22 protein-coding genes are annotated in these 24,332 nt (G+C 70.6%); 12 read left to right on the top strand and 10 right to left on the bottom strand.

Annotated features, from left to right (window positions below):
• Positions 1-9: 9 nt before the first annotated feature.
• Genes AZE13_RS10540 through AZE13_RS10525 form a run of 4 tightly spaced genes read left to right on the top strand, consistent with a single transcriptional unit; the run spans position 10 to position 4,977 of the window.
• A complete protein-coding gene (locus AZE13_RS10540) occupies positions 10-1,587 on the top strand; it encodes an ABC transporter substrate-binding protein (protein WP_066929352.1) in 1,578 nt (525 codons plus the stop codon).
• Positions 1,584-2,573, top strand: a complete 990-nt coding sequence (locus AZE13_RS10535; RefSeq protein WP_066929350.1) for an ABC transporter permease — start codon at positions 1,584-1,586, stop codon at positions 2,571-2,573. The genes AZE13_RS10540 and AZE13_RS10535 overlap by 4 nt, the downstream gene beginning before the upstream one ends.
• Positions 2,574-2,581: 8 nt before the next feature.
• Positions 2,582-3,415: an ABC transporter permease gene (locus tag AZE13_RS37940; RefSeq protein WP_066929604.1), complete on the top strand. Its 834-nt coding sequence runs from the start codon at positions 2,582-2,584 to the stop codon at positions 3,413-3,415.
• On the top strand, positions 3,412-4,977 hold the full coding sequence (locus AZE13_RS10525) for an ABC transporter ATP-binding protein (RefSeq protein WP_066929348.1): 1,566 nt from the start codon (positions 3,412-3,414) through the stop codon (positions 4,975-4,977). Before AZE13_RS37940 ends, AZE13_RS10525 begins: the two co-directional genes overlap by 4 nt.
• On the opposite strand, the gene AZE13_RS10520 is transcribed toward AZE13_RS10525, so the two are convergent.
• The 5 genes from AZE13_RS10520 to AZE13_RS10500 form a co-directional block, all read right to left on the bottom strand.
• Entirely contained in the window at positions 4,974-5,567 is a 594-nt protein-coding gene (locus AZE13_RS10520; protein WP_066929347.1) for a TIGR03086 family metal-binding protein, read from the bottom strand. The two genes, AZE13_RS10525 and AZE13_RS10520, sit on opposite strands and share 4 nt — an antisense overlap.
• A 118-nt stretch (positions 5,568-5,685) precedes the next feature.
• On the bottom strand, positions 5,686-6,657 hold the full coding sequence (locus AZE13_RS10515) for a MerR family transcriptional regulator (RefSeq protein WP_066929344.1): 972 nt from the start codon (positions 6,655-6,657) through the stop codon (positions 5,686-5,688).
• Positions 6,658-6,701: 44 nt separating this feature from the next.
• Complete coding sequence (locus AZE13_RS10510) at positions 6,702-7,307, bottom strand: NAD(P)H-dependent oxidoreductase (protein WP_079123872.1); 606 nt, start codon at positions 7,305-7,307, stop codon at positions 6,702-6,704.
• A 20-nt stretch (positions 7,308-7,327) separates the two neighbouring features.
• A complete protein-coding gene (locus AZE13_RS10505; protein WP_066929343.1) occupies positions 7,328-7,546 on the bottom strand; it encodes a DUF397 domain-containing protein in 219 nt (72 codons plus the stop codon).
• Positions 7,543-8,367, bottom strand: coding sequence for a helix-turn-helix domain-containing protein (locus tag AZE13_RS10500; RefSeq protein ID WP_066929342.1), 825 nt, complete (start codon positions 8,365-8,367; stop codon positions 7,543-7,545). Before AZE13_RS10500 ends, AZE13_RS10505 begins: the two co-directional genes overlap by 4 nt.
• Positions 8,368-8,733: 366 nt before the next feature.
• On the opposite strand from AZE13_RS10500, the gene AZE13_RS10495 reads away from it, so the two are divergent.
• Positions 8,734-9,657, top strand: coding sequence for a radical SAM/SPASM domain-containing protein (locus tag AZE13_RS10495; RefSeq protein WP_079123870.1), 924 nt, complete (start codon positions 8,734-8,736; stop codon positions 9,655-9,657).
• A complete protein-coding gene (locus AZE13_RS10490; RefSeq protein WP_066929341.1) occupies positions 9,654-10,799 on the top strand; it encodes a methyltransferase domain-containing protein in 1,146 nt (381 codons plus the stop codon). Before AZE13_RS10495 ends, AZE13_RS10490 begins: the two co-directional genes overlap by 4 nt.
• Before the next feature lie 84 nt (positions 10,800-10,883).
• Here AZE13_RS10490 and AZE13_RS10485 read toward each other — a convergent pair whose 3' ends face one another.
• Positions 10,884-12,056, bottom strand: coding sequence for a serine hydrolase domain-containing protein (locus AZE13_RS10485; protein ID WP_066929340.1), 1,173 nt, complete (start codon positions 12,054-12,056; stop codon positions 10,884-10,886).
• 154 nt (positions 12,057-12,210) lie between these two features.
• Here AZE13_RS10485 and AZE13_RS10480 point away from each other — a divergent pair, with 154 nt between their 5' ends.
• Positions 12,211-13,263, top strand: a complete 1,053-nt coding sequence (locus tag AZE13_RS10480; protein ID WP_066929339.1) for a helix-turn-helix transcriptional regulator — start codon at positions 12,211-12,213, stop codon at positions 13,261-13,263.
• A gap of 178 nt (positions 13,264-13,441) precedes the next feature.
• A complete protein-coding gene (locus AZE13_RS10475; protein ID WP_066929333.1) occupies positions 13,442-14,692 on the top strand; it encodes a multidrug effflux MFS transporter in 1,251 nt (416 codons plus the stop codon).
• A 65-nt stretch (positions 14,693-14,757) separates the two neighbouring features.
• Here the strand turns inward: AZE13_RS10475 and AZE13_RS10470 are convergent, their stop codons facing one another.
• Positions 14,758-16,482, bottom strand: a complete 1,725-nt coding sequence (locus tag AZE13_RS10470; protein WP_066929331.1) for a serine/threonine-protein kinase — start codon at positions 16,480-16,482, stop codon at positions 14,758-14,760.
• Positions 16,483-16,887: 405 nt separating this feature from the next.
• On the opposite strand from AZE13_RS10470, the gene AZE13_RS10465 reads away from it, so the two are divergent.
• The 3 genes from AZE13_RS10465 (at position 16,888) to AZE13_RS10455 (ending at position 21,357) form a co-directional block, all read left to right on the top strand.
• Entirely contained in the window at positions 16,888-18,762 is a 1,875-nt protein-coding gene (locus AZE13_RS10465) for a sensor histidine kinase (protein WP_066929598.1), read from the top strand.
• A gap of 219 nt (positions 18,763-18,981) precedes the next feature.
• Positions 18,982-19,635: a response regulator transcription factor gene (locus tag AZE13_RS10460; protein WP_066929330.1), complete on the top strand. Its 654-nt coding sequence runs from the start codon at positions 18,982-18,984 to the stop codon at positions 19,633-19,635.
• Between the two features lie 132 nt (positions 19,636-19,767).
• Positions 19,768-21,357, top strand: a complete 1,590-nt coding sequence (locus tag AZE13_RS10455) for an alpha/beta hydrolase (RefSeq protein WP_066929329.1) — start codon at positions 19,768-19,770, stop codon at positions 21,355-21,357.
• A gap of 136 nt (positions 21,358-21,493) precedes the next feature.
• Here AZE13_RS10455 and AZE13_RS36280 read toward each other — a convergent pair whose 3' ends face one another.
• The 3 genes from AZE13_RS36280 to AZE13_RS10445 form a co-directional block, all read right to left on the bottom strand.
• Positions 21,494-21,727 carry a hypothetical protein gene (locus AZE13_RS36280; protein ID WP_147264637.1) on the bottom strand — a complete coding sequence of 78 codons (234 nt, stop codon included), beginning with the start codon at positions 21,725-21,727 and terminating at the stop codon, positions 21,494-21,496.
• Between the two features lie 177 nt (positions 21,728-21,904).
• Positions 21,905-22,462 carry a DUF3291 domain-containing protein gene (locus AZE13_RS10450; RefSeq protein WP_066929327.1) on the bottom strand — a complete coding sequence of 186 codons (558 nt, stop codon included), beginning with the start codon at positions 22,460-22,462 and terminating at the stop codon, positions 21,905-21,907.
• Between the two features lie 215 nt (positions 22,463-22,677).
• On the bottom strand, positions 22,678-23,172 hold the full coding sequence (locus tag AZE13_RS10445) for an ATP-binding protein (RefSeq protein WP_066929325.1): 495 nt from the start codon (positions 23,170-23,172) through the stop codon (positions 22,678-22,680).
• A 269-nt stretch (positions 23,173-23,441) separates the two neighbouring features.
• Here AZE13_RS10445 and AZE13_RS10440 point away from each other — a divergent pair, with 269 nt between their 5' ends.
• Positions 23,442-24,299 carry a hypothetical protein gene (locus tag AZE13_RS10440; RefSeq protein ID WP_066929323.1) on the top strand — a complete coding sequence of 286 codons (858 nt, stop codon included), beginning with the start codon at positions 23,442-23,444 and terminating at the stop codon, positions 24,297-24,299.
• Positions 24,300-24,332: the final 33 nt, after the last annotated feature.

Here is a 24,332-nt window from a genome sequence, read left to right as displayed (position 1 = left end):
AGGAGCCACATGTCCGACGAACGCTTCCCCGGCCTGCACCGCCGTGGCTTCCTCGCCGCCACCGGCGCCGCCTCGCTCGGCGCGCTCGCCCTCACCGGATGCGGAAACCCCGCGGACAGCCCGGCCGGCCCCGGCAGCGGCACACCGAAGCGCGGCGGGCGTCTGCGCGCGGCGTTCGCCGGCGGCGGCGCGAGCGAGACTCTCGATCCGCACCTGGCCAGCCTGTTCGTCGACGCGGCCCGGGCCAAGGCGGTCCATGACAAACTCGCCGACTACGGCGCCGACCTGTCCGCCCGGCCCCGCCTCGCCGAGAAGTGGGAGCCCAACCAGACCCTGGACCGCTGGCAGGTCACCCTGCGCGAGGCCACCTTCCACGACGGCAAGCCCGTCACCGCACAGGACGTCCTCCACAGCTACCGCCGTATCGCCGACCCGAAGAAGGCGTTCCGCGCCAAGGCCTCCCTGGAGCCCATCGACCTCGGTGCCAGCCGCGCCACCGGCAAGCGGAGCATCGAGTTCGTCCTCAAGCGCCCGACCGCCGAATTTCCCAACGTCCTGGCCGCGTTCGGCGCCTACATCATTCCCGAGCACGCCACGGACTCGGACATCGGCCGGCAGCCGATCGGCTCCGGCCCCTTCCGCTTCGCCTCCTTCGCCCCCGGCCGCTCGGCCGTCTTCCGCCGCTACGCCGACCACTGGGACGGTGCCCCGTACCTCGACGAGCTCGAATTCCTCGTCGCCAACGAGGAGTCCGCACGCGTCAACGCGCTCCTCGGCGGCCAGGCCGAGTACGCCCATGAGCTCAACCCCACCACGGCCCGCGCCCACGAGGGCAGGGGACAGATCGAGATCGTCCGGCTCCGCAACAGCGCCATGCAGGCGTTCGCCATGAAGACCGACCGGCCCCCCTTCGACGACGAGCGGGTGCGCCAGGCGTTCTTCCTGATCGCCGACCGCAAGGAGCTCGTCGACGGTGCCCTGTCCGGCGCGGGCGAGGTCGGCAACGACCTGTTCGGCAAGGGCTACGAGTACTACACCGACGGCCTCCCCCAGCGCGCACCGGACCTCGACCGGGCCCGCGCCCTGCTGAAGCAGGCCGGCGCCGAGAAGCTGAAGGTCACCCTCGACACCTCGGCCGTCGCCGCCGGATTCACCGAGGCCGCCAGCATCTTCCGCGACCAGGCCGCGAAGGCCGGCGTCACCGTCGAGGTGAAGACGGGGAGCAAGGACTCGTACTGGAACGACATCCTCGACTCCGGCACCCTGTGCTGCTACCGCTCCGGCGCCATGCCCATCGAGGCGCACATCTCCCAGCGCCTGCTCACCGGCTCCACCACCAACGCCACCAAGTGGCAGCACAAGGACTTCGACGCCCTCTACCAGCAGGCCCAGTCCACCCCGGACAAGCGGGACCGTGCCGCCGTCTACGCACGGATGCAGCGCCGGCTGTACGCCGAGGGCGGCTTCCTCGTCTGGGGCTTCGCCGACTGGATCCTCGGAACGGCCAAGAACCTGAAGGGCGTTGCCCACCGGGCCCCGGCCAACACCCTCGACTGGGCCCGCTTCGACAAGGTCTGGCTGGCATGAGCGGTCACCCGAGCGGCGCGAGCAGACGCAGTACGGGCGGGCTGCGCTCCTTCGTCGCCCGGCGGCTGCTGCTCGGCGTCGCACAGACCGTGGCCGTGGTGCTGCTGGTCTTCGCCCTCACCGAGGCGCTGCCGGGCGACGCCGCCGTCGCCCTGGCCGGCGACCAGCCCGACCCCGCACGCATCGCCGCCATCCGCGAAGCCATGCACCTGGACCGTCCCGCCCACGAGCGGCTGGCCGACTGGGCGGCGGGCCTGCTCCACGGCGACCTCGGCACCTCCCTGACCTCCGGCCGCCCGGTCGTCCAGTACCTCGCCGACGGCTTCGGCCCGACCCTCCTCCTGGCCGCGCTCACCCTCGCCCTGCTCGTCCCGATCGGCTTCGGCCTGGGCGTGCTCGCCGCCCGCCATGCGGGGCGGCTCACCGACCGGCTGACCAGCTCCGTGACGCTCGCCGTGTACGCGATCCCCGAGTTCGCCCTCGGCGTGCTGCTGGTGACGCTCTTCGCGCTGCGGCTCGGCTGGCTGCCACCGACCGCCGTCGGCTACGGCACCGACCTGCTCGCCCACCCGGCCGCCCTGGTACTCCCGGTCCTGGTCCTGCTGTCCCGGCCGGTCTGCTCCCTGTCCCGCCTGGTACGCGCCGGGATGGTCGACGCCCTCGGCTCCCCGTACGTGGCCCACGCCCGCCGCTACGGCATCCCCGGCGCCCGCCTCCGGTACGCCCACGCCCTCCCCAACGCCCTCGCCCCGGCCGTCCAGCAGCTGGCCCGGACGGTGGACTGGCTGCTCTGCGGCGTCATCGTCGTGGAGTCCCTCTTCGTCATCCCCGGCCTCGGGACCGTCCTCCTCAACGCCGTCGCCGAACGCGACGTCCCGGTGGTGCAGGGGCTGGCGGTCGTGTTCGGGGTACTCACCGTCGTCCTCAATCTCGGTGCCGACCTGGTGGCCCACCGTCTGACCCCTCGTGCGGGGGTGGCGGCGTGACGGCGATCATGAAGCGGCGGACACGGAATCGCCTCCTCCTTGGCCTCACCATCATCGCCGTCCCCCTCCTCCTCGCCCTCCTGGGCCCGCTGTTCGCCGGCGCCCCCGGCCCCCGTGCCGCGTCCTTCACCCCCGGCACCCTCGGCGGCGATCCACTTCTGGGCGTCGGCGGCGACCACTGGCTCGGCACCGACTTCGTCGGCCGCGACGTCTGGCAGCAGGTCCTGCACGGCGGCCGTACCGTCGTCCTCACCGCCCTCGCCGCAACCGTCCTCGCCTACCTGATCGCCGTCCCGATAGCCCTCATCAGCGCACTCACCCACCTCCGTTGGCTGGAGGAGCTGCTGATGCGCCCGCTCGACGTGCTCCTCGCCATCCCCTCACTCCTCCTGATCCTCCTGGTGGCCTCGGTCCTCTCGCCGGGCGCCGCCGGACTGGCCCTGCTCGTCGCCCTGGTAAACGTGCCGGACGCGGCCCGGATCGTACGGGCGGCAGCGGGCGAGGCGGCCGCCCGCCCGGCCGTCGAGGCGCTGCGCATGCAGGGCGAGACCTGGTGGCGGATCGCCCTCGGCTACGTCGGCCGCTCCGCACTCCCCACCCTCGCCGCCGACGCCGGCATCCGGCTGACCGGCGTGCTGTACCTCGTCTCCACCGCCGCCTTCCTCGGCGTCGGCGTCGCACCGGACGCGGCCGACTGGGCCGTCATGGTCGACCGCAACCGCACCGGACTGTTCGTGCAGCCCTGGGCCGTGGTGGTGCCCGCACTGCTGATCGTGGCGCTGACGACGGGCACCAACCTGCTCTCGGACGCCGCACTGGAGAAGAAAGGACCACGACGGTGAGCCAGGCAACGGAACCGGCCGTCGCGGAGCTACGCGAGCTGCGCGTCGAGATCGACGGCCGGGCGATCGTCGACGGCGTGAACCTGCGGGCGCTGCCCGGAAAAGTGACCGCCCTCGTCGGCGCCTCCGGCAGCGGCAAAACCACCACCGGCCTGGCACTCCTGGGGGAGTACCCGGACGGCGCCCGCATCACCGGTGACGTACGCCTGCCGGCCGACCGCCTGGTGGGCTACGTACCCCAGCACCCCGCCGCCGTCCTCAACCCGGCCCGCCGCATCACCGCACTCCTCCACGACATCGCCCGCCCTCAGGTCCGCCACCTCCCCCGCGCCGAACGCCGCACGGCCGCCGGCCAACTGATCGTCCAGGCCCTGACGCACGCCCAACTCACCGATCTCGACGCCCTCTTGGCCCGCTACCCGCACCAGCTCTCCGGTGGCCAGCAACAACGCGTCGTCCTCGCCCAGGCCCTCCTCCTCGGCGCGCGCGTCATCGTCGCCGACGAACCCACCACCGGCCAGGACGCGCTCACCAAGAGCCGCATCGTCGACCAACTGGTGGGGGTCGCGGCGCGCGGCATCGCCGTCGTCCTCCTCAGCCACGATCTCGACGTCGTCCGCGCCCTCGCCGACCACGTCCTCGTGATGCGCGCGGGCCGGGTCGTGGAATCAGGACCGCCGGACAGACTCTGGCTCGCCCCCCGGCACGAGTGGACCCGCCAGTTGCTCGACGAACACCGAGCGCCGGCCCAGTCCTCCACAACGCCCGAAAAATCAGCTCAACCAGCACTCGCGCTGACTGACTTGAGCGCCCGGCACGGCCGCACGCCCCCAGTCCTGCACACCCCGCGCCTCACCCTGCGCTCCGGCGAATGCCTGGCCGTCGTAGGCCGCTCCGGCAGCGGCAAGACCACCCTCGCCCGCTGCCTGGCCGGACTCCACCGCGACCACGACGGCGAGATCCTCCTCGACGGCACAGCTCTCCCCCGCAGCCTGCGCCACCGCACCCGCGCCCAGCTCTCCGCCGTCCAGTACGTCTTCCAGGACGCCCGCGCCGCCTTCGACGAGCACCGCCCCGTCCTGGACCAGGTCGCCAGCACGGCAGTGCGACTGCGCGGCACCGACCGGCACGCGGCGACGGACGAGGCCCTCGCCACCCTCCGCCGCCTCGGCCTACCGGACGACCTGGCACACCGCCGTCCCACCCGGCTCTCCGGCGGCGAACTCCAGCGCGCCGCCCTCGCCCGTGCCCTGCTCGCCCACCCCCGCGTCCTGATCTGCGACGAGATCACCTCCGGCCTCGACACCGTCACCCGCCGCGGCCTCCTGGACCTCCTCGCGAGCCTGCTCCACTGTGACGAGAGCGGTCACGACGACCTGTCCCTCATCCTCATCACCCACGACCTGGACACCGCACGCCTCGCCCACCGCATCGCCGTCCTGGACGCGGGCGAACTCGTCGAGCAGGGCCCGGCCCACCAGATCCTGACCGAGCCCCGGCACTCCTTCACCGCCTCCCTCATACAGACAACCGCACGCCCGGAAGCCCCCAGCCGCCTCTAGGCCCCACGCGCCTCCCGCCCCAGCCAGGCCGCCAGCCGCCCGTACGCATCCGCGCCCTCGGGGGCGGGCCGCACCGGCGCGAAGGGCACGGGGGCGCCGCGCCGCTCCGGCGGCAGCATCTCCCTGGCATACGCCAGCGCGTAGTCGGCCACTGCGGAGTCGAGTTCTGGCGAGTCGCCCAACGCCTCACGCAGATCCCACGCGTGCGCAGCGAGCTCCATGACGATCGCCCCCAGCGCGGCACGCATCGGCATCTTCGCGAAGCCAAGGTCCACCAGGTGGTCGAGGGCTCCGTCGGTCAGCGCCCGGGAGGCGGCGACCAGCCGTTCCCCGGCCGCCGCATACGCCACCGCCCAGTCATCGCCCGGGACTTCCTTGACGTCCCCCGGCTCATCCGCGATCGTGCCGCCTTCGGCGATGTATGCGTAGGCGAGCGTATTGCCCAGCACATGGCCCATCAGAGCGCGAATGTCGAACTCAGGGCACGGCGTGCGGGCGTCAAGTCGTCCCGGCTCGACGGCTGCGACCAGGGCGGCGAACTGTCCGGTCGCACGCTCCAGCAGCGGCCGGGGGTCAATGGTGGTGTCCATCAGGGCAGGCTCCCGTTCATCCAGAGACACAAAGACACACAGGACAAGGCAAGACACGCGACACATTCACGCGCTGCCGTTCGGGAGGGACCGTCCCACCAAAACTTGACACCTGCCGTCAGGTTTTCGACGCGGCTGCCGGGTTGTCGCGCAGCCACGCCAGGACCTGCTGGGCATGCTCGCTGGGCGGAAAGACCGGGTAGAAGACGTGCTCGATCACCTCGTCGCGGATGACGAGGGTCAGGCGCTTGAACAGCGTCAGCCCGTCGACCTCGAATGTGGGCAGGCCGAGGTCCGCAGCCAGCCTCAGCCGAGGATCGGAGAGCATGGCGAACGGCAGGCGGAGCCGCTCGACGACCTCACGTTGGTAAGCGGTGTCCTGACTGGACAGACCGAAGACCCCGCGCACGCCCGCGGCCAGCAGCTCTTGGTGGTGGTCCCGGAAGTCGCATGCCTCGGTGGTGCAGCCCCGTGCTCCGGGTATGGAGTCCCAGCCGTGCGGAAGGTCGGCGTCCGGGCGACCCGTGAGCGGGTAGACGTAGACAACCGTGCGCCCGGAGCCGAGGACATCGGCCCTCACCGTCTCCCCGGCAGTACTGGCCAGTTCAAGACGGGGCACCTTCCGCCCGGGAAGGTGGTCGGCCGCGCCGTCGTCCTCCGGAACGGGCAGGTTCGCCGGCAGCCGGTACAGGTCGCTCATGAGGTCTTCTCCGTCGTCAGGCGAGGGGACACTGCTGTTGCGATAAGCGGCCTGTCTCAGGTGTCGCCTCAGGACCGCCCGGCGGGCGGTCAGAGCCTCGATCCGTTCGGTCAGTCCGTCTATGGCCTCGCGATATCCGGCCAACGACGCCGGGCAGTCGTCGGCGTGCCGCTGCCCGGCCGCCAGGCACTCCAGAAACGGCCGGGTGCGCTCGACCGGGATACCGAGGCTGCCGAGAGTCCGGATCTCGCGCACCAGACGCACGTCGTCCTCGTCGTAGTCCCGGTATCCGTTGGCCAGACGGCGCGGCGTGATCAACCCCAGCGATTCGTAGTAGCGCACCGCTTTGATCGTCACGCCGGCCCGTCCGGCCAACTCGCCGATTCTCATGCCGCTCATCTCCACGAACGTAAACCTTGACCTCACGGGCAAGGTCAACTGCTCTCCGGAGACATCAGCGCGGCGACTTGCTGACGTGCCTGGCGCAGCCATGATGCGCGCATGGCGTCGGTCGCGTCGGTCACCGTACGGAAGACGATGCGGCGCACGTCGGCGACGCCGACGTACGGCAGGACGCATGCCGCCCAGATCCTCTGCAGCGGGTCGCCGAACTCACTCTCTTCGCGGTCGGCAGGGGTGTCGGAGGTGTTCAGCACGAGCGCCCGTCCGGCCTTCAGCAGCCCTGCGGGCTCCCCGTCCGCAGTGCCCAGCTTGTACGCGACACCGGGCGCGAGCACACGCTGCACCCAGCCCGTGAGGACCGCGGGCGGCATACCCCACCAGTTCGGATGGACCAACACCATGGCATCAAGGGTGGCCACCTCGGAACGGTGCAGCTCCACCTGCGCGTCACGGGCGGGAACGGCCGACTGGACCGTCTCCGTCTCGTCGGCGGTCAGCAGAGGGGGGAATCCCTCGGCGTAGAGATCGTGCGCGATGACGTGGCACCCCCGGCCCCGCAGTTCTTCCACTACGGCAGTGAACACCGCGTGGTTGAAGCTGCCTGGACGTGGGTGCGCGAGGTACACCCCTATGCGCATGATTCCTCCCTGATCGATGTTCAGACAGGGAACGCCCCGCCCTTGATGGCCTCGACGAACGACGACCACCGGTCCGTTGGGACCACCAGCGCCGCGCCGTGCGGATCCTTACTGTCCCGGACAGGAACCACACCCGCCGGGGCGAAGCTCCGGGAGAACTCGACGCACTGCCCACCATTGGAGCTGCTGTACGAGGACTTGATCCACTCGGCGGTGGTGAGGTCGATGTCTGCTCTCATGAGGTGAACTCCTTGTGCAAATCCTTGAGCAGGGCAAGCGAATCATCCGGGGGGAGAGCGTGCGCCCTCAACCGTTCAAAGTGACGCACGGCCTCTGCGACGATCGCTTCCTTGTCGTACAGCTTGCCCCCTTGCGGCCCGTCCGCGTAAAGGACCGTAGCGGCGGAATCGAAGGAGAGCAGCGTGAATGGCATCACATGCGCGGCTGCGGCCCCGGCCGCATAAGTGATCACCTGGATGTCGACGTTGGGGTCTTCCACCGAGTCGACCAAGTGCTGTAGCTGACCTGCCATGACAGCTGGACCGCCTACGACCGTCCGTAGGCACGCCTCGTGGAGGACCACCCACAGCGCGGGTGGATTCTCCTGCGTCATCACTGCGCGACGCCTCAAACGGGCATCGACCTTGCCCTGGATCACGTCGGCGCGTGCCTGCGGGTGTCCGGCACGGAAGATCGCATGGGCATACGCCTCAGTCTGCAAGATGCCCATGATGCTGTGGACCGAGTAGTCGTGGATGCGGGCCGCCGCCTTCTCCCGTTCCAGGTAGTGGACGAACCAGCTCGGATGATCTCCCTCTTCTATCCGCGTCAACAAGCCTGCGAACAGGCCGTTCGTCCCGAACGCCAAGTCGCATCCCATGGCGAACTTCGTACTGGGCATCTGCTTCCCGGCTTCCACCAGGCTGACGTACGAATCGGTGTAGCCAGCGGCCTTGCCCAGGTGCTTCTGCGTGAGCTTGCGCCCGAGGCGGACGCGCTTCACGTCCGAGCCGAAGCGCTGGAGGGGATTCAAAATCTCTGGGCTGCTCGTCTCGTCCAACGCTGTGACCTCCCGCTTTGGTGAACTGACGCAGCATCGCAGTGGACAGCGGATCTGATTTTGCCCACTCAAGTCAGCCCAGCCTATTGGAAGTTGGGCCGCCGTGGTGACCAATTGACTACACCCGGTACGCAACCGGGAGTCAGATGGAGGTGGTGAGCTGATGCCCCGTAGGTGTCGACCGGTTCATCTACTGGAACCGGTATCGGATCCTGCGCCGGTCGCCGGGTGCGACGTGTGCGGGGCCCTGGCCCGGCAGCGCGACGCGGCCTACGACGCCGGCGATATGTCTAAGGCCACCGACTGCAACGTGGAGATTCGCCGCCACACAGCACACACGCACACGGCACAGAGGAGTTCGCGAGCATGACGGCAATCACGGCCGGCCCCACCAACGCCCGGGCCGCGATGCTCAGTTCGCTTGAGCTGGAGATCACCGGCGGGTGTCAGCTCACCTGCACGCACTGCTTGTCCGAGTCCAGCCCCCAGGGCACACACGGCACTATGACGCCCGCGGACTGGAAGCGGGTCATCGCCGACGCGGCCGCCCTCCGGATCCCGCACCTTCAGCTCATCGGCGGCGAGCCGACGCTGTACCCGCACTGGGTCGAGCTGGTCGACCTCGCCCTGGGTCTGGGGCGCAGCGTCGAGATCTACACCAACCTGTTCCACGTCCGGCCCGCGTGGTGGGACGTGTTCGCCCGGGACGGCGTGACGCTCGCGACGAGCTACTACAGCGACGACCCCGACGAACACGACCGCATCACCACTCGCACCGGCAGCTACCTGCGTACCCTCGCGAACCTCACCGAGGCGCACCGCCGGGGCATCCCCGTACGGGTCGGCATCGTGGAAGTCTTCGACGGACAGCGCGTCCACGAGGCGCGTGCGGAGATCGAGGCCCTGGGGATCACGGACGTGACCATGGACCGGGTACGGGCGGTCGGCCGCGCGGCCGGTACCTCCGCTGCGCCCGGTGTGGACGCGCTGTGCGGACGGTGCGGCCGAGGCCGGGCGGCGATCCTGCCCAACGGTGACCTCGCTCTGTGCGTCCTGTCACGGTTCATGCCGTGCGGCAACGTCCGCGAGCAGCGGCTCGCCGAGCTCGTCGGGTCCGAACGGTGGTGGCGGGCCGTCGAGCAAGTACCGCCCCCGCGTGCGGGCGGATGCACCCCCGGTGACTCCGCCTGCCAGCCCGGACAGCCCGCGTGCCTGCCCAAGTTCCCCAGCACGCTTCCGCTCGTCTCCTCCAGCGCCCTGCCGCTCGTCCTCCCCGGTGGTGCACGGTGAGCGCGACCTGGCAGGAATGTGCCTCGGCGCTGGCGGACGAGGTGACACACGCGCAGTCCCGGTGGCGCGAGGCCGTGCGCGCGACCCCTCGTCACCTCTTCGTGCCCCGCTGGTGGGAGCGCGAGGAGAGCGGGCCGAGGCTGGTGGACGGGCCGAGCGACCCGGCGGGGTGGATGCGTGCCGCCTATCGCGACACCTCGCTCGTGACCCGGCTCGGAACGCTGCACGCGGACCGTGCCGAGCCCGGTGACCGGCCCGAGGGTGCGCCATCGTCCTCGGCGACGCTGCCCTCGCTGGTGGTGCAGATGTTCCGGCATGTGCGTCCCGACGAGGGCATGGACGTGCTCGACGTGGGCACCGGGTCGGGGTACTCCTCGGCGTTGCTGTGCCATCGCTTCGGCGCTCACCGCGTGACGAGCGTGGACGTGGACCCGTACCTGACCGAGGCAGCGCGGGAGCGGCTCGCCGAGGTCGGGCACCGGCCCGAGGTGGCCACCCTGGACGCCACGGGGAACCTGCCCGGCAGCACCTACGACCGGATCGTGGCCATGGTGTCGGTCCCGCGCGTCCCCGCAGCGTGGCTCACCGCGCTGCGGCCCGGGGGACGGCTGGTGTGCACGATCACCGGCACGGGCATGGTGATCGGCGCGGACAAGACCGCCGACGGTGGCGCCGCGGGGCGCGTCGAGCCGCACCAGGCCGGTTTCATGGGCGTCCGCCACGGGGCCGACTACCCGCCCCGCCTCCTGGCCCGCTTCCCCCACGCCCGGGACGAGGACGGGGAAGAGGTCACCGTCGGCCGGTATCCGGTACTCGACGTCGACCGGGCCTGGGACGTGAAGACCCAGCTGTTCCTGGCCGTGCCCGGTGTGGAGACGCACTACGAGGAAGCGGAACAGGGCGAGCGGCGGACGGCCTGGCTGCTGCACGCGGACGGCTCATGGGCGCGCGCCGAGGCACGCCGGGACGATCCCCCGACCGTGCACCAGGGCGGACCCCGTCGCCTGTGGAACACGTTGGAACGCATCCGCCACCTCTTCAACACGCAAGGCAGCCTCGGCGTTTACGGCTTCCCGGTCCGCATCGCACCGGACGGCGTATGCCACATCGCCTGGGGCGACTGGGCGGTCACCCTCGAATAGCCGGAGCGGAGCGCATAGCCGGACGCGCGCACGGGTGCCACCCCAGCGCGCGTCCCGCAGAGCTAGGCAGTCACGGCCTCCCGGCTATGCGATCGCGGCCTCGTAGACCGCCTTGGACAGGCGGGCGTTCTCCGGGGCTGCGCCGCCCGGGTAGGCGTACCGGCGGCGCGTGTAGCCGTAGGCGAGCCCCGAGCGCACGTCGCCGAAGGCGAGCGAGCCGGCTGCGCCACTGTGTCCGAAGGCGTTCGCGTCGAGCGCCGGGAAGGCCACGCTGACCGCCTCGAAGCCGAGGGCAAACGTACCCGGGGCGTTGACGACCAGGTCGGTGCCGGTCGAGTGGATGCGGGAGAACTCGGCGACCGTGTCCGGCTTGAGCAGCGGGCCCCGGCCGTTGAACCCACCGATGGTCGCGGCGTACATCCCGGCGATGCCACGGGCGTTGCCCGCGCCGCCGACCGATGCCGGGCTCTTCGCCAGCGAGACATCGGAGTTGACGAACGCCGTCAGGTCGAAGGACGGGTCGGCGCTGGTGTTGAAGGCGATCGAGCGCCGGCTGTAGCGACCGCTCGCGTTGGCGGTCAGCTCGGCGCGCTGCTCGGGCGTCGGCAGCATCGGGAGCACGTCGCGGTAGCGGGCCCGTTCGGACTCGGGCAGCCCCAGGAAGAAGTCGAGGTCGTACGGCGCGCGGACGCGCTCCTCGTAGATCTCCTGGATGGACCGGCCGGTGACCCGCCGGACCACCTCACCGGTGAGCGCGCCGATCACCAGGGCGTGATAGCCATGCCCCACGCCCGGCTGCCAGAACGGCCGCTGCCCGGCGAGCCGTTCGGCGATCACGCGGTCGTCGGCGAGCTCCTCCGGCGTGAAGCCGTCGTCCGCGCCGATGACGCCGGAGCGGTGCGCGAGCAGCTCGCGCAGCGTCAGCGCGCCCTTGCCCTCGGCGGCGAACTCCGGCCAGTAGTCGGCAACCTTGCGGTCGAGCTCCAGCGTCCCGTCCTGCACAAGCAGCGCGACCACCAGGTGGGCGGCGCCCTTGGTGGTGGAGAAGACACCGGTCAGCGAATCCCCGCTGACATCCCCCGCCCATAGGTCGACGACCAGTCTCCCGTCCTTGTACGCGGCGAGCTGGGCGCCCGGATCGTTCTCCTCCCCCGCGACAAAGGCAGCGAACTCCTCGCGCACGCCCTCATATCCCTGCGCGACGCTGCCGTGGACCGTGGTGGCGTTGGCGGCGGTGTTGGCGTTGTTCGTTGACATGGCTGCTCCCCCTCGTTCAGCGCAGCCTCTCGCTGCGTACGAAGAGATCAACCAGCGGTCACCGCTCGTCATTCCCGCACCGCGACAAAAAGTTCCGGCCCTCCGCGCGCACTGGGTCCTGCACGGGCCCTACGGAAAGCTAACCTGCGTCACTGTGTCCCGGGTTCATCAGCTCATCGGCGCGGCCGGTTCCACAGCGTCGGACGCGACGTACGCCGCGTACTACGCCTCGATCGCTCAGACCGACGAGGGCGGCGACGGCACCGTCCGGCACCGGCTTCGTCCGGAGGTCGGTGACGGCACGATCGAGGTGACGCCGCTGCGGAGCGGGTTCCACATCGTCCGCTACGACGTCGCGTTCACCGGAGGGCACCAGGTCGGGTACGCCTTCCCGGACGACCACTTCGAGCTGGAGCACTGCGTCGACGGACGCATGTACATCAGCCCGTCCGAGGCCGAGGCCGCGACCGTCACCGGCGACCTGCACACCGGTGGCCTGTACGCCGGCTCGGTGGCGCTGAGCCCCCGGTGCGCCACCGCCGGTGTCGTCGCGCACGCCGACGGCGAGCGGTACCGAGCCGTGTCGATCACCGGGACCTGGACCGGACTGGAGTCCTACCTCAGGGGGCTCGGTGCGGACGCGCTCCCCGCCATCGGGCCGGAAAACATCGCGCGCGAGCGGTATCTGGGCCGATCCCCCGCGTTGCTCCCGGTGGCCGGGCCGCTGGAAGAGATCTTCCTGCACCGGCGCTCGTCCCCGGGGCGCCTGCTCTTCATGCAATCGCGGCTCGTGGCGGCGCTCGCCGCACTGATCGACGGCCTCACGGTTCCCCCACCGACCGCAGACGCCCGGCACCGTGCCCCGGCCCCGGCCCTGGACGAGCACGAGGTGGCCGCGCTGCGCCGGGTCCCCGAACTGCTCTGGCAGCAACGCCACACGCCGCCGACGCTGGCCGGTCTGGCCCGCGCGTCGTCGATGTCGGTCCGGCGTCTCACCACCGGATTCCGCGCGCTGTACGGGGCCTCGGTGGGGGAGTACCACCGGCGTCGCTGCCTCGACCGGGCCGCGGCCCTGCTCGTCGAGACCGACTGGCCGGTGGCCCGGATCGGGCACGAGGTCGGCTACGCCTCGCCCAGCAATTTCGGCTACGCCTTCCGGCGCGACCGGGGCACCACCCCCGCCCGGTTCCGGCAGGCGCATTCCTGACGCGGGCGCGCTTCTGGCGCCCGACCGTCCGGGGTGCACGGTGCTCCACACCCTCGGGCTCCGTGCTCCACACCCTCGGGCCCCGTGCTCCACACCGTGGCGCGGCCCCGGCGCCGACGATGTCGAACGGAGCGGTCGCACCGGCCGCCACGTCGTCCACGCCGTCGTCTGGAGACCGATGACCGTCACTATCGATTCCGCGCCCCCTCGGACCGGAACGGGGCGACTCATCATCGTCCTTGGTGCACTCTCGGCGGTATCGCCCTTCGCCACCGACATGTACGCGCCCGGCTTCCCCCAGATCGTCACCTCGTTCGGAACCTCGGGCACGGCCGTCCAACTCTCCCTGACGGCCTGCCTCGTCGGGCTCGCCGCCGGTCAGATCGTGCTCGGCCCGGTCAGCGATGCGACCGGACGACGACGCCTGCTCCTGGCCGGCTCCGGCATGTTCAGCCTGTTCTCCCTGGTGTGCGCGCTCGCGCCGTCCCTCGCCGTGTTCGACGTCGCCCGACTGCTGCAAGGGATCGCCGGCAGCGCGGGGCTCGTCATCGGTCGGGCGGTCGTCAGCGACTGGTTCACCGGCGCCCAGGCAGCCCGCCGGCTCTCCACGCTGAGCGTGATCGGGATGACCGCTCCGGTTCTTGCGCCGGTCGCCGGAGGTCTCCTTCTCGGCGTCGGCTCGTGGCGTCTGGTGTTCGTGGCGCTGGCCGCGACCGGACTGCTGTTGCTGACCGCAGTCTGGGCGTGGGTTCCTGAATCGCTCCCTGTCGAGCGGCGCCGACGAGGCGGTCTGCGGGCCGTACCCGCCACGATGGGCGGATTGCTGCGGCGTCGCGAACTGGTCGGCTATCTCCTCGTCATGGGTTGTGCGTTGGCGGCCCTGTTCGCCTACATCACCGGCTCGCCCTTCGTCTTCCAAAGCAGCTATGGCTTGTCGCCCACCGAATACGGCCTCGTCTTCGCCACGAACGCCGTCGGCACCGTCATGGCCGGTGCGGTATTCGGACGGCTGGCCGGGTGGATACGCCTCAACTCGCTGCTCGTGACCGGCGTGGCCATCACCGTGGCCGGCGCGCTCACACTGGTGGCTCTGCTCGCCGGCGGTATCAGCACATTGCCGGCCACCTGGGCCTGTCTGTTCGGCGTGACATTCGGGTTCGGCATAGTGCTGCCCGCGGCGACCACCATCATCCTCGCGGTCGGTGGTGATGCCCCCGGAGCCGCCTCCGGCATGCTCGGCGGCGCCCAATTCGTACTCGGCGCTGCTGCCGCACCGCTCCCCGGCCTTCTGGAGAGCACCACCGCTCTCGTCGCCGAGATGTCAACGGCCGTCGTGGTACTGGGATTTGTTCTTCTCTCGGCAGTAGCGCTGATCGCGCTCGCCCGGCCCTGGCAAGGCCACGGAGAGCCAGCCGACCAACCGCACTGACCTCTTATTCGCCTCTTCGCCTTGTTCGCTTGTTCGCGCTATTCGCCGTGTTCGCCTTATTCGCCTTATTCGCCGAGGCGGATTCCGTTGACGGCGGCGTCGAAGTCCGGACGGTATTTGTGCCATTGTGCGTCCGGCGCGGACAGGTAGACCACGTACTGGGCTCCGTTCTCTCCACTGAACGCCACCTCCACCGCCCGGTAATCCCGTACGCGGCCCTTGAACGTGAACTCCCAATACCCGGCGGGCCTTCCCCGGAAGGTCATGTTGTGCATCCGCACCCGCTCGTAACCCGGGCAGTCCCGACGCGTCTGGTCCTCTTCGGTCTCACGCCAGTGCCGGACGGGATCGGTCCCTCCGAACTCGACGACATCGACGCGCAGGCTCACCAGTCCGGTCGGGTCGATGTAGCCGAGTTCGCCGCCGCGCAGCTTCTTGGCGGTCCAGCCGTCCCGGACGGGGACGGAGAAACCCTGGCCGGCCTTCTTGAGCTGGTAGCCGGCGGGGACCGGCGACGGCGAGAAGCTGGGGGTCGGAGGGGCGGGGCTGGAGCTGGGACGGTCGCTGGAGGCGCCGGACGGGGCCGGGTGGGTGCGCACCGCATCGCCACCGTCCCATGGCCACAGCAGCACTCCGCCGGTCGCGGTGGCGGCGACCACTACCGCCGAGACCACCCACAGTGCCGTACGCCGGCCGCGCCCGCCCCGCCGCGCGGGGGACGCGGATGTGGGGGACGCAGGCGCAGGGGATATAGGGGACGCGGGAGATGCGGAGGCCTTGGTGGCTCGCATCTGTTCCAGCCGGGTGGTCGCATCGGCGGGGGTGTTCTTCGCGCTCTTCGCGTTCTTCGCGTTCTTCGAGTTCTTCGTGTTCTTCCCCGCCGGGGCGATGACCCCTGTCGGGTCGATGGTCCCCGTCGCATCGATGGTCCTCATCGGGTCGACGGGGGCAGTCCCCGCCGGACCGATGGAGGCGGCCGCGCGGCTCAGGAGGCGTTCGGTCTCGCGTACGTCCATCCGCTGCCCGGGGTCCTTCGCGAGCAGCCCCTGGATCACCGGGATCAGGTCCCCGGCGTTGCGCGGCGGGTCGTGGGCCTCGGTGGCGATGGCGTACGCCGTCTCGATCGCGGTGTCCCGCTGGAAGGGGTGGCGCCCCTCGACCGCCTCGTACAGCGCCGCACCGAGGGACCACAGGTCGCTGGCGGGACCGGGCTCGGCGACGTTGCTGCGCAGGCGCTCCGGCGCGAGGTAGTGGATGGAGCCGACCAGCTCGCCGGTCTTGGTCAGGGACGGCGTACCGGGCTGTACGGCGATCCCGAAGTCGGTGAGGACGATGCGGCCGTCCTGGCCGAGCAGCACGTTGGCGGGCTTGATGTCCCGGTGCAGTACTCCCGCGTCGTGCGCGGCGCGCAGGGCGGCGGCCATGCTGGCGCCGATCCGCGCCGCTTCGCGGGGCGGCAGCGTGCCCTGCCGCTTCAGGACGTCGCTCAGGGTGACCGAGGGTATGTACTCCATGACGATGCACGGCAGGCCCTCGTCATCGACGACGTCGTGCACCACGATCACGTTGGGGTGGGTGATCCGGGCGGCGCTGCGGGCCTCGCGGCGGGTGCGTTCGTAGAGCCGCTGGATGTCGTCGTCTTGCAGGTGTGGCTGGACGTGCAGCTTCTTCACGGCGACCTGGCGGCCGAGCACCTCGTCCTCGGCCCGCCACACGGTGCCCATACCGCCGCGGCCCACGTGCTCTACCAACCGGTAACGGCCCGCTACGAGTCGCCCCACCTCAGACACCGTGAGACCTTCTCCCCTGCTCGGACACCAGAACCGGCTGGGGGGCACGATAGCCCGTTCGATGGCTTGATCACGACGGCCGTTCCCCTGGCGGAACGGGGCAGCGAGGCGGGCGGCGGGTGCGGACACGGTGGGTAGCGGACAGCGCTACTGCGGGTCGCGGATGTCGGCACTGCGGGTAGCGGGACTTTGGTCGCTCCTGCCTCGCGACGAAAGGCGCTGTCCCGCGCGCGGCGGTTTGCTTACCGTTGCCGGGTGACACCTGTGGAACGTACGGACCCTGCGATACCGGGTCGCCCTTCGCCGGATCGCCCTTCGATACCGGCCCGCCAGGCAGTGGCGGAGTGGCTGCGTTCGGCACCCCGGCGGCTGGCCGACCCCCTCAGGGCTCTCCGCGATCCCGGGATGTGGCCGCCCGGGCGCATCGCGGGCGAATCGCTGCTGGGTGTGGTGCTGGGCCTGCTGGCGGCGGGTATCGAGGGCCTGGGCGGCGAAGGCATCGTACGGGTCGTCGCCGTCGCGCTCGCTGCCGTAGTGCTGTCGCTGCTGCGCCGGGTGCTGCCGGCGACTGTACTGCTGGTGTCCGCCGCCGGTTCGACCGTGTTGTTCGGACTCTTCCCGCTGATCCTCCTCGCCGCCTGGTCGGCCGGACGGCGGATCTCCCACGTCGGCAAGGCGCTCGGCACCTTCACCCTCGCGTACGTCCTCGACTTCGGCCTCAGCTTCCTGCGGATGCCTCTCTCCTCGCCGCTGTCGCTGGTCCTCACCACCCTGACGCTGCTGGTTGTGGACATCGTGCCCGGCCTCGCCGGCCGCTACTGGTCACAGCGCCGGACGCTGCTGGACACCCTCCGGCAGTACAACGCCCATCTGCTGCGCGAGCGCGCGATGATCGCCGGACAGGCCCGGTTGCGGGAGCGCCAGCGCATCGCACAGGACATGCACGACAGCCTGGGCCATCAGCTCGCGCTGATCTCGGTGCACACCGGTGCGCTGGAGGTGGACCGCGAGCTGACCGGGCGGCAGCGCGAGGCCGTGGGGGTGCTGCGCGAGGCCTCGGTGGCCGCGATGCACGAGCTGCGCGAGGTGGTGGGGCTGCTGCGGGACGGCACCCAGGCCCCCGATCACGAGGTCTACGGGGTTCACGGGGGCCACGGGGGCCACGGGGGCCACGGGGGCCACGGGGGCCACGGGGATCATGGGAACCATGGGGTTCACGGGGCCCACGGAGTTCACGGAGTTCACGGGAGTGCCGCCCCGCGTCCCGGCTCGGGCTCCCAAGCTCTCGCGGCCATGGGGGCGGAGGAGGCCACGGCGCCGTCGCGCGGGGTGGCCGGTATCGAGAGCCTGGTGACGGCGTCGCGGAACGCGGGGACGGACGTGCAGCTGCGGCGCTCCGGCGAGCCGCGCCCGCTCCCCCCGACCGCCGATCACGCGGCGTACCGCATCGCCCAGGAGGGCCTGACCAACGCCCACAAGCACTCCCCTGGCGCCTCGATCACCATTGCGCTGCGGTACGAGCCGGACTCGCTGGTCGTGGAGGTCGCGAACGGACCCGTACCGGCGACGGCGGCGGACGACGCCCGGAAGGCGGTGAGCGGCGGCCAGGGACTGACCGGGCTGGGCGAACGGACCCGGCTCATCGGCGGCATGGTGCACGCCGGCCCCACGGCGGACGGCGGCTTCCGGCTGGCGGGCGTACTGCCGTACTCCTCCCCGGAGGGCGGTGCCCCGAGCCCCTCGCCGGAGGATCCGTGGGCCGCCCCCGCAGAGGGACCGTTCGTCGCTCCGACGGACGACGTTCGGCGGCAGATTCCGGCGGGCTCCCCGGGCCAGAGTGATCCGGTCATCTACCGGGACGGTCTGCCGAAGGAGCTGGCCAGAGCGATGAGCAAGAACAACAGGAGCAGTGGCATAGCCATCGGCTGCGGAGTGGCGGCAGCCCTCGCCCTGCTGCTGGTGGCCGCCTTGGTCGGCATGGGGATCTTCCTCGCGGGCGAGGCGAACAAGACCATGATCGAGCCGAAGCAGTACGACGAGGTGAAGGTGGGCCAGTCCGAGGCAGAGGTGCGCAAGCAACTGCCGGACGGGGACTCGGCTCTGCCCAGCGACCTGGCCACCGACCTGGGCAAGGGCGCACCGCCCGTGCCCGAGGGGGCGACATGCCTCAGCCTGGAGTCCACGGAGATGGGCAGCAGCTGGGACAACAGTCCTGTCTTCCGGTTCTGCTTCAAGGACGGCAAGCTGATCGAGAAGAAGTCCTTCGAGGTCAAACCGTGAGCATGGCAGCTGCACCGTGGCGTACCGCCTCCCGGATGGCGCCTGGCGGCTGGCGGCAGGCGCCTCGCTCCGCATCCGCATACGCATCGGCATCGGCATCGGCATCCGCATGGGGCGACCGGCTCAGGGATGATGTCACCGTGACCAGGCGGCCAGACCCGCTCGGAACGGCCTGACCGCTCGGAACGGCCCAGCAGACCGGCAGAGCACGGGAGAGTCGTGATCAGAGTTCTCGTCACGGACGACGAGCCGCTCATCAGGGCGGGCATCAGGATGATTCTGGGCTCGGCCGACGACATCGACGTCGTCGCGGAGGCCGCGAACGGCCGGGAGGCGGTCGACCTGGCCCGGGCCCAGCGTGTGGACGTCGTACTGCTCGACATCCAGATGCCGGTCATGGACGGGCTGACCGCGCTGGCCGAACTGCGCCGGGCCGTCCCCGACACCCGGGTACTGATCCTGACGACCTTCGGCGAACAGCAGAACGTACTCCGCGCCCTGGCGGACGGCAGCTCGGGTTTCCTCCTCAAGGACTCGGCCCCCGCGGAGCTGCTGCGCGCGGTGCGGGCGGCCGCGGCCGGCGACGCGTACCTCTCGCCGGGCGCCACCCGCCACGTCGTGGACTCCCTGGCCTCCGGCCAGACCGTACGCCGCGCCGAGCAGGCCCGCCGCCGCCTGGAGACACTGACGGAGCGCGAACAGGAGGTCCTGGCACTGCTGGGCGAGGGCCTCTCCAACGCGGACGCCGGGCAGCGCATCCATATGAGCGAGGCCACGGTCAAGACGTACGTGAGCCGCATCCTTGCCAAGCTGGGCTGCGAGAACCGCGTCCAGGCCGCCCTCCTGGCCCGGGACGCCGGCCTGGGCGCCTGACAACAGCAGCCCCGCACACCCGACCGCACCGCCACAACACCGCGCACCGAACCGCACCGCCACCACACCACCCGCACACCATCCGGCCCCGCCCCACCCCACCCCACGCCACTCCACCCCAGAGGGACCCAAATGCCCAGTTTTCTCACCCCGAGAACCACCACCCTCCTCTCCGCCTCCCTCCTCCTCGCCCTCGGTGCCACCGCCTGCACCGGCACCAAGGGCGAGGACGAGAGCAAGGACAGCGGAGGCCGCGCAACGCCGGGCACCCCAGCGGCCGCCGCGCTGCCCGCCTCGCTCACCTCCCAGAAGCTCGACTGGCAGCCCTGCCCGGTGCCGTCCGCCGCCCAGGGTGGCGAGGGCAAGGCGCCCGGCAAGCTCCCGGACGGCACGGCATGGGAGTGCGCGACGCTGAAGGCCCCCCTCGATTACGCCAAGCCCACCGGCGACACCATCGACCTCGCGATGATCCGCGCCAAGGCCAAGACCCAGGGCAAGGACGGCAGGCGGATCGGCTCGCTGGTCTTCAACTTCGGCGGCCCGGGCGCGTCAGGCGTGGCCACGCTGCCTGGTTACGACGCGGCCCAGCCCTTGCGCGCACGCTACGACCTGGTCAGTTTCGACCCGCGAGGCGTCGGCGACAGCACGGGCGTGAAGTGCCTGAGCGACAGGGAGATGGACGAGCAGCGCGCCCAGAACCTCGACCTCACCAGGACGGCCGAGCAGAACAGGAAGAACGCGGCGGCCTGCGAGAAGAACTCCGGGAAGGTGCTCGCACACGTCGGCACCGAGAGCGCGGCCCGCGACATGGACCTGATGCGCCAGGTTCTGGGCGATGCCAAGCTCAACTACTTCGGGATCTCCTACGGGACCGAACTGGGCGGCGTCTACGCCCACTTGTTCCCGAAGAAGGTGGGACGTACGGTCCTGGACGCCGTGGTCGACCCGACCCAGGACTCGGTACAGGAATCCCTGGGACAGGCGAAAGGCTTCCAGCAGGCGCTGGACAACTACCTCGCCGACTGCGCCAAGACGGGCGGCGACTGCCCGTACCAGAGCGCCGAGGAGGGGCGCCGGCGGATCGTCGATCTGCTGGAGAAGACCGGCCGGCAGCCGCTGCCGACCGAGAGCGGGCGCAAGCTCACCCAGGAGCAGGCGGTCGTCGGCATCGCCTCGGCGCTCTACTCCAAGGAGGCCTGGCCGATCCTGACGTCCTCGCTCTCCGCCGCGGAGCAGGGCAGCGGCGACGGCCTGATGCTGCTGGCCGACATCCTCAGCGGCCGGGACGACAAGGGGCGCTACAGCAACATGCAGGTCGCCAACGCCGCGATCAACTGCGCCGACACCAAGCAACGCAGCACTCCCGAGGAAGTGCAGGCCAGGCTGCCGGAGTTCCGCAAGGCGTCACCGGTCTTCGGCGAGATGACCGCGAAGGGCCTGCTGGGCTGCACCGGCTGGCCGGTCACCGGCACGAGCGACACCCCGGAGGTCTCGGCGCCGGGCGCCGCCCCCATCGTCGTCATCGGGAACGCGGGCGACCCGGCGACGCCCGTCGAGGGCGCCCGGAAGATGGCCGACAAGCTCGGGAAGGGGGTGGGCGTACTGCTCACCGTCAAGGGTGAGGGCCATGGCACGTACGGCACCGATCAGTGCGCCACCAAGGCCGTGAACGGACACCTGCTGGACGGCAAGGTCCCGGCGAACGGCACCGTCTGCTCCTGACCACAGCACAAGCACAGCCACAGGTGCAGGTGCAGGTGCAGGTAGAGGTACAGATACAGGTACATGACGCAAGGAACGTGAAGGACTCGCTCACGCCAATCAGTTCCGATCGGTCCGATCGGTCCGATCAGTCCGATCAGTTCCGACGGCGACGCCGTTGGCCGTACGGACCGCTGCTGTCGTGAGCGCGCCACTCTTCGTCATGGAGATCCCGCTCGCCGCTCTCCTGCTTCCCGCCGGGCGCGGCGATCTTCTCCCCTCGGCGGACCTTCTTCAGTAACGAGTCGAGCGGGTCGGGCTGCTCATCGCTGAAGCCTTCTCGCTCGGGCAGCGGTCCGGGGGCAGGTGGCTTGAGAGCGATCCGCTTCACCTTGGGAGGCCGCCGCTCGGAATCAGGCACTCCGCTGGAATCAGGCGCTGCGCCCGCTGTGCCTTCCGGATACGACGATGACGCACTACTCATACGCGGCCCCCCGACCCATCGAATTACCTCAACGCCCCAAACACGTCTCCACACTTCTACCCGGAACCACCACGAAAAAACGCCTCAGCGAACCTGGTCGCTCTTCGGCCCGATGCCTTTGATCCTGGTCGGAGTTCCGTCCGGGGCGAACGAGCGGTGGAAGGTGAAGGCGTGCGGCGCGGAGCCGTGGTCGTGGAGGTGCTCCAGCCTGGAAACCCCGTCCTGCCAGGTGGGTATCACGCCGTCGGAGACCCACCAGAACACGTAACCCGGCTGTTCTGTCCTCTCGAACCAGTCGTAACGCCTGTTCAGCGCCTCACGGTGCAGACCGGTGTAGATGGCGTCGAAGGCGGGGCGCAGGTCGGTCCAGAGCGAGAGGGTCGCGGCCAGGGCGGTGGTTTCCACCGTACGGCCCTTGCCGTACCAGGCCGGTACGGCGAACTCTCCCCACGCACCCCAGTCCAAGTCGAAGTGTGAGCCCCGGCTGCCGCCTGCCGCATCCGCATGAGCGAGGTATCCGGGCTGCTGGCTGATCTGCTGGTAGACGACCTCACCAATGTCGTAGAACTCGCGCGTGAGAGGTGCGGGATCGGCGAGCGGCGACTTCAGAACACCGAATGTGTACAGCGCAAGACGAGGCATGCATCTCTCCGTGGTCGGGGGTGCCTGGTGTGGCCCCGCGGGTGGCTCAGCCTGAAGGAACTCCTGTGCGACCGTGGGCGATCGCCGAAGACCAGGCGAAGGTAGCCACCTCTGCCGACCATGTCGAAGTTGCGTTTTCCCTCCCCAAGTGGCCCCCCGCACCCGTCATTGCAGTGGCTGGGCCAACGACGGGCGGGGCCGCCCTGGCCTACCGCTCACGACGCCATGGGGAGGGCGGCGCCCTCGCGCCACTTGAGGATCTTGTCGAAGCTGACGACGGCGCCGGGGCGGCCTGTGCGGTTGCGGTAGCGGACGTGGTCGGTGAGGGCCTCGATCAGAAAGAGCCCCCGGCCTTCTTCCGCAAAAGCGGGAGCCTGCGCGGGGGTGGGTACAGGGGCCGGCGGGAGGGCGCGGCCCGCGGCCGTATGGGGTGGGGCCGGGGGCGGGCAGGCGCGGAAGCCGGGACCCGAGTCCGTGACCTCGATACGGCAGGTGTCGCCGTCGATGAAGACCGTGACGCGGTAATCCTCGCTGGCCGCGTCGCCGCCGTGCTCGACGGCGTTCGCGCAGGCTTCGGAGAGGGCGACCGACAGGTCGTAACAGATGTCCGGGTCGACGCCCGCTGTCTCCATCGTGCCCAGCAGCAGGCGGCGGGCGAGCGGCACGCTCGCAGCCTCACGCCGCAAATGGAGTGACCACCAGATGCTCATCGCTCCAGCCTCCTGGCCGCGGCTCGACATATCGTTACCTATTGCCGTGCCCCAAGGTCCGTAAGCATGTCCGGACGGTGATACCGCTCGTTCGGCGGATGCGAAGACTGAGCGCACGGTGTAGAAGACTGAGCGCACGCTCTGGATGAAGCGCTGCCACGTGCGCCGCCGCGCGCCCTGTCGGCCGCCCTTGACACCCCTCTACGCGCCCCCTGGACGGCTGCCCTGCCGTAGGCAGGCGACAGTGGCAGTGGGATGATGGCGCGGCCATGCCTACCCCGCCCGCCTCCACCGCACGCGCCGCTGCCGACCTGCGGCTGCTGAGAGCCGCGGTCTTCGCCGCGGTCTGCGTTGTGCTGTCCGCGGCCGGGCACATGATCGCGTCGTGTGCGGCCGTACCGCTGTGGACGCTGGGTGTGGCCGCCGTCGTGGTCTTCGCGGTCGCGGCTCCGCTGGCCGGGCGGGAACGCTCGCTGCCGGGCATCGCCGCCGCACTCGCCGTGGGCCAGCTCGCTCTGCACTCACTGTTCGCCTGGGGACAGCAGCCGACACCGCCGATGCGGATGCCGATGCCGGTTTCCGGTGGGGCGGGGAGTGGTGGGCAGGCAGGTGCGCTGTCCGAGGGGGCAGTGGTCTCGCTCGCCCGGCATCTGACGTGCGGGCTCGGCGCAGGGCAGATGGACGGCACCGAAGCGCGGCGCGTTCTCGGGCTGAGCGGTCTCGACGCGGCGTCCACGGCGGGACTGAGCGCCCCGGCCGGAGCCGGTACGGGCGGCGTTGAGCTGGGGGCGGCGCATTGCATGGTGCCGTCGCTGCCCATGCTGCTGATGCATCTGCTGGCCGCGCTCGCCGTGGGCTGGCTGCTGCGCCGCGGTGAGGCAGCGCTGTGGCGGCTGGTCCGGCTGTCGGGCCCGGCGGCGTACGAGATCGCGGTGGCATCGGTGATCGGTGCCGTGCGCGGGTCGCTCACGCTGGTTCGCGCCCTGCTCGCGGGCCTCCGCCCAGCGCAGGACGATGCGCTGCGCGCCCCCGTTTCGTACGGGGATGACAAACCGGGGCCCAAGACCGTCGAGCTCCACCACAGTGTCATCAGGCGAGGGCCGCCCGCCCTGGCCCTGGCGGCCTGACGTCACGCGAAGCACGCTCCCACAGGACAGAAC

The sequence above is a fragment of the Streptomyces sp. NBRC 110611 genome, from assembly GCF_001590865.1.
GTDB lineage: Bacteria > Actinomycetota > Actinomycetes > Streptomycetales > Streptomycetaceae > Streptomyces.
The sequence above is the reverse complement of the archived record's forward strand: the minus strand, read 5'-3'. Positions and strand labels throughout refer to the sequence as shown.